We start from the raw sequence: 9,175 nt of genomic DNA on the forward strand, positions 1-9,175 counted from the left end.
GGTGCCGCACCAGACAGCCCAGCCAGGCCCGACCCCGCGAGACGAGCAGCCCGTGACCCAGCCGATCCCCTTCGAGCGCCCGATCGAGTCGCCCACCGCGACCCTGCAGGCGGAGGTGCCGCTCGGGCCCACCGGTCGCCCCATGCCGGTCTTCCCCGAGCCGGCGCCCCTGACCGAGCACGGCGGCGCCCGCGTCGTCTCGATGTGCAACCAGAAGGGCGGGGTCGGCAAGACCACCACCACGATCAACCTCGGCGCGTCCCTGGCCGAGCTCGGGCGCCGGGTGCTGCTCGTCGACTTCGACCCGCAGGGCTCGCTGTCGGTGGGCCTGGGCCTCAACCCGCACGAGATGGACTTCACCATCTACAACCTGCTGATGGACCGCGAGGTGTCGCTCGACGAGGTCGTCGTGCCCTCCGGCATCGAGGGCATGGACCTGCTGCCGTCCAACATCGACCTGTCGGCGGCCGAGGTGCAGCTGGTGCACGAGGTCGCGCGCGAGCAGACCCTGCAGCGCGTGCTCGCCCCGGCGCTCGCGCACTACGACGTCATCCTCATCGACTGCCAGCCCTCGCTCGGGCTGCTCACGGTCAACGCTCTCACCGCCTCCGACGGCGTCATCGTGCCCCTGGAGTGCGAGTACTTCGCGCTCCGTGGCGTGGCGCTGCTCAAGACCACGATCGACAAGGTGCGCGAGCGGCTCAACCCCAAGCTGGAGATCGAGGGGGTGCTCGGCACCATGTTCGACGGGCGCACGCTCCACAGCCGTGAGGTGATGGAGCGCCTGGTCTCGGCCTGGGGCGACAAGGTCTTCCACACCGTCATCCGCCGCACCGTGAAGTTCTCCGACGCCACCGTCGCCGGGGAGCCCATCACCTCCTACGCGTCGTCCTCGACCGGCGCCGACGCCTACCGGCAGCTGGCGAAGGAGGTGCTGACCCGGTGGCCCGCCGAGTGAGCATGCCGGCCGCGGACGACCTGTTCCGGCCGACCGCAGACCCCGTCGACGCCCCCGAGGCCACGGACACCCGCCCCCGGCGCGTGCGCGCCGTCGCCGACGAGGCCGAGCCCGAGCCCGCCGGGCCGCGCAAGCCCAGCGGCCGGGTGCGCCACGACGAGAAGATGACGGTCTACGTCACCTCCGACGAGCTCCTCGACATCGAGCACGCCCGGCTCACGCTCCGCCGCGAGCACGGCCTCGCCGTCGACCGTGGCCGTCTGGTCCGCGAGGCGCTGGCGCTGGTGCTCGCCGACCTCGAGGCCCAGGGCACCGACAGCGCGCTGGTGCAGCGGCTGCTGGCCGAGTGAGCGCCGCCCGCCCCGCTGCCCCGGGCGTCGCGCCCGCCGACTCGCTCGAGCCGGGCAGCGAGGCCCCGGCGTTCGCCGTTCGCCTGGACAACTTCGAGGGACCCTTCGACCTGCTGCTCGGGCTGATCGCCAAGCACAAGCTCGACATCACCGAGGTCGCGCTCTCGCAGGTGACCGACGAGTTCATCGCCCACGTCAAGACCCTCGGCGACCGGTGGGACCTCGAGCAGACCACGTCGTTCCTGGTGGTCGCCGCCACGCTGCTCGACCTCAAGGCGGCCCGGCTGCTGCCGCAGGGCGACGTGGAGGACGAGGAGGACCTCGCGCTGCTCGAGGCGCGCGACCTGCTCTTCGCCCGCCTCATGCAGTACCGCGCGTTCAAGCAGGTGGCCTCGGTCATGGAGGACCGGCTGGCCTCGGAGTCGCGCCGGCACCCGCGCGCCGTGGGGCTGGAGGAGCGCTTCGCCACCCTGCTGCCGGAGGTGCTGATCGGCATCGGGCTGGAGGAGTTCGCCCGGCTCGCGGCGAGGGCGATGGAGCCCAAGCCGGTGCTCGAGGTGTCGCTGCAGCACATCCACGCCGCGAAGGTCAGCGTGCGCGAGCAGGCCCAGCTCGTCGTCGACCGGCTGCGTCGCGGCGGCACGATGACGTTCCGTGCCCTGTGTGGTGACTCCCCGGACCGGCTGACGACGGTGGCGCGCTTCCTGTCGCTGCTCGAGCTGTTCCGCGAGGGGGCGGTGTCGTTCGACCAGGTCACGCCGCTCGGGGAGCTGACGGTGCGCTGGACCGGCGCGGAGGACGGCGACGTCGAGATCCACGACGAGTTCGACGGCGCCCCGCCGGACGACGATGATGTACCGCTGCCGGCTCCCGCCGGTGGCCCCGAGGAGGACGAGTGAGCGAGCAGCCCGACAGCACACCGGCCGAGGCGGGGGAGTCCGTCGACCAGGACGTCGACGTCGACACCCTCGCCGTCCCCGTCGCCGAGCTGCGTCCCGCCCTCGAGGCGATCCTGATGGTCTCCGACGAGCCGCTCGGCACGGTGCGGCTCGCCTCTGTGGTGGGGCACCCCGTCGAGGAGGTCGAGTCCGCCCTCGGCGCCCTGGCCCGCGAGTACGACGAGCAGGGCCGCGGCTTCGAGCTGCGGTCGGTGGCCGGCGGGTGGCGCTTCTACTCGCGCGCAGACTTCGCCGGCGTCGTCGAGTCGTTCGTCCTGGAGGGACAGCAGGCGCGGCTGACCCGGGCCGCGCTGGAGACGCTGTCGGTGGTCGCCTACAAGCAGCCGGTGTCGCGGGCGCGGGTCTCGGCGATCCGCGGTGTCAACGTCGACGGCGTGATGCGCACCCTCCTGACCCGCGGGCTGGTGGAGGAGGCCGGGCAGGACGACCAGAGCGGCGCCAACCTCTACCGCACCACCTCCTACTTCCTCGAGCGCATCGGCATCACCTCGCTCGACGAGCTGCCCGAGCTGGCCCCCTACCTGCCCGACATGGACGACCTGGAGGACGAGCTGGCCAGCGTCGCCGGCCTCGACGCCCCGCCCGAGCCGTCCCCCGAGCCGTCCCCCGAGCCGGAGCCGGCCGCCGCGCCGGCCACGCACCCCTCGCCCCACTCCGGGTCGGGCACCGAGCCCGACGGCGGGACGGAGGTCTCATGACCACCGCCCGACCCCACCCGCACTCCCACCGCTCGCGCCAGGACCCCGCATGAAGCCGCACGACGCCCCCGACAACGACCAGCCCGCCTCGCAGCGCCCCGAGACCGACGAGGACGGCCTGATCCGGCTGCAGAAGCTGCTCGCGCAGTCCGGGGTGGCCAGCCGGCGCAAGTGCGAGGAGCTGATGCTCGACGGCCTCGTCGAGGTGGACGGCGAGGTGGTCACCCGCCTCGGCACGAAGGTCGACCCCCGCACGGCGGTGATCCGCGTCGACGGCAAGCGGCTGCCGCCGATCAGCGACAAGGTCTACCTGGTGCTCAACAAGCCCCGCGGCGTCGTGTCGACGATGTCCGACCCCGAGGGCCGGCCGACGCTCGGCGACCTCGTGGCCGACCGCCCCGAGCGGCTCTTCCACGTCGGGCGCCTCGACACCGACACGGAGGGCCTGATCATCCTCACCAACGACGGCGACTTCGCCCAGCTCCTGGCCCACCCGTCCCACCAGGTCGACAAGACCTACGTCGCGGAGGTCGACGGCGAGGTGCACGTGCGCACGATCCGCGAGCTGCTCGCCGGGGTGAGCCTCGACGACGGCCCGGTCACCGTCACCCACGCGCGGGTGCTCGGCGGCGACCCGCGTCGCGAGGGCAGCAACCGCTCGATCGTCGAGCTCACCATCCACGAGGGCCGCAACCGCATCGTGCGGCGCCTGCTCGCCCACCTGGGCCACCCGGTGCGCCGGCTCACCCGCACCCAGATCGGCCCGCTCACCCTGACGCGGCTGAGGCCGGGGGCGATGCGCGAGCTCACGGTGGCCGAGCTGGGCGAGCTGATGGACAGCGCGCAGCTCTGACCCCGGACGCGGCTAGGCTCGCCGCGTGGCAGTGAGAGCAGTACGTGGAGCAACCCAGCTCGAGGAGGACACCCGCGAGCACATGCTGGACAGGGTGGCCGAGCTGGTCACCGACGTGATGGAGGCCAACGGCCTCGAGGTCGACGACTTCATCTCGATCATCTTCACCGCGACCAGCGACCTCACCAGCGAGTTCCCGGCCTATGCCGCACGACAGCTCGGCTTCTCCGACGTCCCGCTGGTCTGCGCCCGTGAGCTGGAGATCGAGGGCTCGATGCCGCGGGTCGTACGCCTGATGGCGCACGTCGAGACCGACCTTCCGCGCGCCGACATCACCCACGCCTACCTCCACGGTGCGGCGGGCCTGCGTCGCGACCTGGCGCGGACCACCAGCCATGGCTGACGGCGACCTGCCGGCCCTCACCGGGCCGGTCGAGGTCGTCGGCGCCGGGCTCATCGGCACGTCGATCGCGCTCGTGTGCAGCCGGCTCGGGATCGAGGTGGTGCTGCGCGACACCTCCGAGGAGCACCTCCGCACGGCCCACGGCCTCGGCGCGGGACGCGCGGCGACCGCCGCCGACCGGCCGCAGCTGGTCGTGGTGGCCGTGCCGCCGGCCCTGGTCGGCGATGCCATCGTCGAGGCGCTGGCGCGCACCGACGCCGTGGTCACCGACGTGGGCAGCGTGAAGGCGGCACCGCTCGAGGCCGTCACCGCCCGCGTGGGCCCCGCCGAGCTGGGCCGCTACGTCGGCTCCCACCCGATGGCCGGCAGCGAGCGCTCCGGCCCGCTCGCCGCGAGCGCCGCCCTCTTCGACGGCCGCCCCTGGGCCGTCACGCCGCACCCCCACGCGCGGCCCGAGGCGGTGGCGCTCGTCGAGGCGCTGGTGCTCGAGTGCGGCGCCGCCCCGCTGGTGATGGATCCGGTCGAGCACGACCGCGCGGTCGCCCGGATCTCCCACCTGCCCCACCTCGCCGCAGTGCTGGTCGCCGGGCGGCTGGCCGCGGCCCCCGCCGAGCACCTCGCCCTGTCGGGCCAGGGGGTGCGCGACGTCACCCGGGTCGCCGCCAGCGACCCGACGCTGTGGCAGCAGATCCTCGAGGCCAACTCCGCGGCGGTCCTCGACCTCCTCGCCGAGGTCCGCGCCGACCTCGACGCGCTGATGGCGGCGGTCGCCTCGGACGCCGACGACGCCCTCGTCGACATCCTCACCCGCGGCAACGCCGGCACGGCCGCGATCCCCGGCAAGCACGGCGGCCCGGCGCGGCCGACCCGCTCGGTGTTCGTGGCGGTCCCCGACCACCCGGGCGAGCTGGCCCGGCTCTTCGGCGACGCCGGCGAGATCGGCGTCAACATCGAGGACGTCCGCATCGACCACGACCCGGCCCGGCCGGTCGGCCTCACCGAGCTCGTCGTCGAGCGCGGCAGCGCCGAGCGGCTGCAGGCGGCTCTCGAATCCCGCGGGTGGACGACCCACCGGTAACCTTCTCGCCCGTGAGCCGCGCCAGCACCGTTACGTCCGGGTCCCTCGTCATCGCCGTCGACGGCACCTCCGGATCGGGGAAGTCGAGCACGTCCCGCGGCGTGGCCGAGCGTCTCGGCCTGCGCTACCTCGACACCGGCGCCATGTTCCGCGCGATGACGTGGTGGCTGCTGCGCGAGGGCGTCGACGTACGCGACCAGGCGGCTGTCGCGGCAGCCGCGGGTCGTCCGACCATCGAGTCCGGCACCGACCCGCTCGCCCCGACCATCACCGTCGACGGCACCGACGTCTCCGTCGAGATCCGCGGCGAGGACGTGACGGCTGCGGTCAGCCCGGTCAGCGTCGTGCCGGAGGTCCGTGCCCGCCTGCTCGAGCTCCAGCGCGAGGTCATCGGCACGGGCGGCATCGTGGTCGAGGGACGCGACATCGGCTCGGTCGTCTGGCCGCAGGCCGAGGTCAAGGTCTACCTCAGCGCCGACCCCGACGCGCGGGCCAGGCGTCGCGCCGCCGAGCAGGGCGGCAGCGACGTCGCCAGCACCCAGCAGTCGCTCCTCGAGCGCGACCGCATCGACTCCGGTCGCGCCACCGCGCCGCTCACCGTGGCCGACGGTGCCGTGCACATCGACAGCACCCACCTCACGCTCGCCGAGGTCATCGACCGCATCGTCGCCCTGGCCGCGGAGGCCCGACCGGCGTGACCCGCGCGGACCTGCCGGCGAGCGCCGAGGAGCACCCCCCGACCCGGGTGCTGCAGCGGCTGCGTCCCGTCGCGTCGCGGCTGGTGCGGGCGCGGTGGGCGGTCACCGTGCACCACGCCGACCGGGTCCCCGCGACGGGCGGCGTGATCCTGGCCGCCAACCACGTCGGGATCATCGACGGGCCGCTGCTCGCCATCTTCTCGCCGCGCCCCGTCCACGCCCTGACCAAGCGCGAGATGTTCGCGGGGCGGCTCGGGCGCTTCCTGCGCGCCTCCGGCCAGATCCCGCTCGACCGGTTCCACGCCGACCCGGGCGCGATCCGCTCCTGCCTGAGGGTGGTGCGCGACGGGGGAGTGGCCGGCATCTTCCCCGAGGGCACCCGCGGCGACGGCGAGCTGCACCGCTTCCACCACGGCGCCGCCTACCTGGCCCTCGTCACCGGCGCCCCGGTCGTCCCGGTGACGATGATCGGCACCAGGCCGCCGGGCGGCGGCGCCAACGCGCTCCCCGGGCGCGGCGACACCATCGACATCGTGTTCGGCCGGGCGTGGCACACGACACAGCAGCCGTGGCCCCGCACCCGGGAACAGGTGACGGCCACCTCGGTGTTGCTCAGGGGGCACATGCTGTCCGAGCTGGCCAGGGCGCTCGCCGACACGCGCCGATCCTTGCCCGGGCCCCTTCCTGCGGGACAATCCGAGGACGACCCCGACACCGGGCTCGTCGAGCCACCCAGAGAGCTGTGATCACCCATGACTGAGTACGACGCCGACCTCGCGTCCGCGTCGACCCCGGGGTCCGTCCCCGGGACCGACGCCACCGGCCCGACCCCCGTCCTGGCCGTCGTCGGGCGACCCAACGTGGGCAAGTCCACCCTGGTCAACCGCATCATCGGGCGCCGCGAGGCCGTCGTGGAGGACCGCCCGGGCGTGACCCGCGACCGCGTCTCCTACGACGCCCACTGGGCCGGGCGCGCGTTCACCGTCGTCGACACCGGCGGCTGGGACCCCGACGCCCGCGGTCTCGCCGAGCGCATCGCCGGCCAGGCCGAGGTGGCGGTGACGCTGGCCGACGCGGTCCTCTTCGTCGTCGACGCCGGCGTCGGCATCACCGACGCCGACGAGGCGGTCGTGCGGATCCTGCGCAAGTCCGGCAAGCCGGTCGTGCTCGCCGCCAACAAGGTCGACGACCAGCGCACCGAGGCCGAGGCCTACGGCCTGTGGAACCTCGGCCTGGGCGAGCCCTTCCCGGTCTCCGCGCTCCACGGGCGCGGCTCGGGCGAGATGCTCGACGCGATCCTCGCGGCGCTCCCCGAGACGCCGAAGGAGGTCTTCGACGAGGTCGGCGGCCCCCGCCGCATCGCGATCGTCGGCAAGCCCAACGTCGGCAAGTCCTCCCTGCTCAACATGCTCGCCAAGGAGGACCGCGTCGTCGTCGACAACGTCGCCGGCACGACCGTCGACCCGGTCGACGAGCTGATCACCCTCGGCGACCGGACCTGGCGGTTCATCGACACCGCCGGCATCCGCAAGCGCGTCAACCAGGCATCCGGCCACGAGTACTACGCCTCCCTGCGCACCACGACCGCCATCGACCGCGCCGAGGTGGCGGTGCTGGTCCTCGACGCCAGCCAGACGGTGTCCGAGCAGGACATGCGCATCATCCAGACGATCCGCGACGCCGGCCGGGCGATGGTCATCGCGTTCAACAAGTGGGACCTCGTCGACGAGGAGCGTCGCCACTACCTCGAGCGCGAGATCGAGCGCGACCTGGTGCAGGTGCGGTGGGCGCCGCGCATCAACTTCACCGCCCGCACCGGATGGCACGTCGACCGGCTGGTGCCGGCGATCGACAAGGCCCTGGAGGGCTGGGAGACGCGGATCGGCACCGGGGCGCTCAACACGTTCCTGGGCCGGCTGGTCGCCGAGCACCCGCACCCGGTGCGCAGCGGCAAGCAGCCGAAGATCCTCTTCGCCACCCAGCCGTCGACCTCGCCGCCGACGTTCGTGCTGTTCACGACCGGCAAGCTCGACGCCGCCTACGAGCGGTTCGTCGAGCGGCGCCTGCGCGAGGAGTTCGGCTTCGTCGGCACGCCGATCGTGATCAACCAGAAGCCGCGGGAGAAGCGCAAGCGCTGACGACCTGCGTCGACGTCCGGCGGGCGGGTCAGGGATCGAGGCCCTGTGCCCGCAGCCAGTCCATCGGATCGACCGCGCCGTCGGGCGTACGCACCTCCAGGTGCAGGTGCGGTCCGGTGGAGTTGCCGGTCGAGCCGACGCTGCCGATGACGTCCGCGACGTCGACCTGCTGGCCGGTCGAGACCGAGGCGTCGCTCTGGTGGCAGTACCAGACCTCGGTGCCATCGGTGAGGGTGAGGATCGTGCGCAGCCCGTAGGGCCCTGCGTCCGCCGCCTCGGTGACCACGCCGTCGGCGACAGCGACCACAGGCTCCCCGGCGTACGCGCTGAAGTCCTGCCCGCCGTGCTCGGCCTCCCACAGGGGTCCGGTCAGGCCGAAGCCGGCCGAGAGGTCGTACGACGCGAGCGGGAGCACGGCCCGCACGGCGCCCGGATCGCCGTCGTAGCCGTAGCGGGCGAGGACCGCCCGGCGGCCGATGAGCGCACGGTCGCGCGCGTCGGCGCGGCGGTTGAGCGCCGTCAGGCTCTGCTCGCGCTCGGCGAGCTGCTCGGCCAGGGCTAGGGCCACGGCGAGCGCCTGCGCGTGCTCACCGTCCTGGTGGACGACTGTCTCGGGCGCCGCGTACGCCCCGGGCGCGGTGAGGCCCAGCCCGACGAGCGCCGCGAGTGCGGCGATCGTCGGGGCGAGGCGTGGCAGTGCTGGCATCGGAACCCCCCACAGGTCGAGGGCCCATGCTCACCGCGCCGGGCGCACGCGCGTGGGGGTTCGGCGACAAATGGCCCAGTCGGGCCAGGCGCCGTGCCGCGAACGGGCGGGTCGATTCCGTGGTGGCCGAGGGGCTGCGGTAGTGTTCCCCACGCTTCGCAGGCTTCGCGCCGGAGGCACTCGGGCTGTGGCGCAGCTTGGTAGCGCACTTGACTGGGGGTCAAGGGGTCGCAGGTTCAAATCCTGTCAGCCCGACGATGTGATGTCGCAGGACATCGCGGACACCCGGACCTACGGAAACGTAGGTTCGGGTGTTCTTCATTTGTGGGTTCGT

11 protein-coding genes and 1 tRNA gene are annotated in these 9,175 nt (G+C 73.4%); 11 read left to right on the plus strand and 1 reads right to left on the minus strand.

Annotation, left to right across the window (positions count from 1 at the left end):
- Positions 1 to 52: 52 nt before the first annotated feature.
- The 10 genes from AC4H2S_RS20805 to der are packed head-to-tail and all read left to right on the plus strand — an operon-like array spanning position 53 to position 8,135.
- Positions 53 to 958 (plus strand): ParA family protein, encoded by a 906-nt coding sequence (locus AC4H2S_RS20805; RefSeq protein ID WP_491498898.1) that lies wholly within the window; start codon positions 53 to 55, stop codon positions 956 to 958.
- Complete coding sequence (locus tag AC4H2S_RS20810; RefSeq protein WP_491498899.1) at positions 943 to 1,308, plus strand: hypothetical protein; 366 nt, start codon at positions 943 to 945, stop codon at positions 1,306 to 1,308. The genes AC4H2S_RS20805 and AC4H2S_RS20810 overlap by 16 nt, the downstream gene beginning before the upstream one ends.
- Complete coding sequence (locus AC4H2S_RS20815; protein WP_491498900.1) at positions 1,305 to 2,207, plus strand: segregation and condensation protein A; 903 nt, start codon at positions 1,305 to 1,307, stop codon at positions 2,205 to 2,207. The genes AC4H2S_RS20810 and AC4H2S_RS20815 overlap by 4 nt, the downstream gene beginning before the upstream one ends.
- Positions 2,204 to 2,965, plus strand: coding sequence for an SMC-Scp complex subunit ScpB (gene scpB, locus AC4H2S_RS20820; RefSeq protein ID WP_491498901.1), 762 nt, complete (start codon positions 2,204 to 2,206; stop codon positions 2,963 to 2,965). Before AC4H2S_RS20815 ends, scpB begins: the two co-directional genes overlap by 4 nt.
- Positions 2,966 to 3,014: 49 nt before the next feature.
- Positions 3,015 to 3,818 (plus strand): pseudouridine synthase, encoded by an 804-nt coding sequence (locus AC4H2S_RS20825; RefSeq protein ID WP_491498902.1) that lies wholly within the window; start codon positions 3,015 to 3,017, stop codon positions 3,816 to 3,818.
- Between the two features lie 25 nt (positions 3,819 to 3,843).
- Complete coding sequence (aroH, locus tag AC4H2S_RS20830; protein WP_491498903.1) at positions 3,844 to 4,221, plus strand: chorismate mutase; 378 nt, start codon at positions 3,844 to 3,846, stop codon at positions 4,219 to 4,221.
- A complete protein-coding gene (locus AC4H2S_RS20835) occupies positions 4,214 to 5,299 on the plus strand; it encodes a prephenate dehydrogenase (protein ID WP_491498904.1) in 1,086 nt (361 codons plus the stop codon). Before aroH ends, AC4H2S_RS20835 begins: the two co-directional genes overlap by 8 nt.
- A gap of 11 nt (positions 5,300 to 5,310) precedes the next feature.
- On the plus strand, positions 5,311 to 5,997 hold the full coding sequence (gene cmk, locus AC4H2S_RS20840) for a (d)CMP kinase (protein WP_491498905.1): 687 nt from the start codon (positions 5,311 to 5,313) through the stop codon (positions 5,995 to 5,997).
- Entirely contained in the window at positions 5,994 to 6,743 is a 750-nt protein-coding gene (locus AC4H2S_RS20845) for a lysophospholipid acyltransferase family protein (protein ID WP_491498906.1), read from the plus strand. The genes cmk and AC4H2S_RS20845 overlap by 4 nt, the downstream gene beginning before the upstream one ends.
- Positions 6,744 to 6,749: 6 nt before the next feature.
- Positions 6,750 to 8,135, plus strand: coding sequence for a ribosome biogenesis GTPase Der (gene der, locus AC4H2S_RS20850; RefSeq protein ID WP_491498907.1), 1,386 nt, complete (start codon positions 6,750 to 6,752; stop codon positions 8,133 to 8,135).
- 28 nt (positions 8,136 to 8,163) lie between these two features.
- Here the strand turns inward: der and AC4H2S_RS20855 are convergent, their stop codons facing one another.
- Complete coding sequence (locus AC4H2S_RS20855) at positions 8,164 to 8,841, minus strand: M23 family metallopeptidase (RefSeq protein WP_491498908.1); 678 nt, start codon at positions 8,839 to 8,841, stop codon at positions 8,164 to 8,166.
- Between the two features lie 181 nt (positions 8,842 to 9,022).
- On the opposite strand from AC4H2S_RS20855, the gene AC4H2S_RS20860 reads away from it, so the two are divergent.
- A tRNA-Pro gene (locus tag AC4H2S_RS20860) sits at positions 9,023 to 9,096 on the plus strand.
- Positions 9,097 to 9,175 lie beyond the last annotated feature (79 nt).

Source organism: Nocardioides sp. Z13_37, assembly GCF_058355585.1.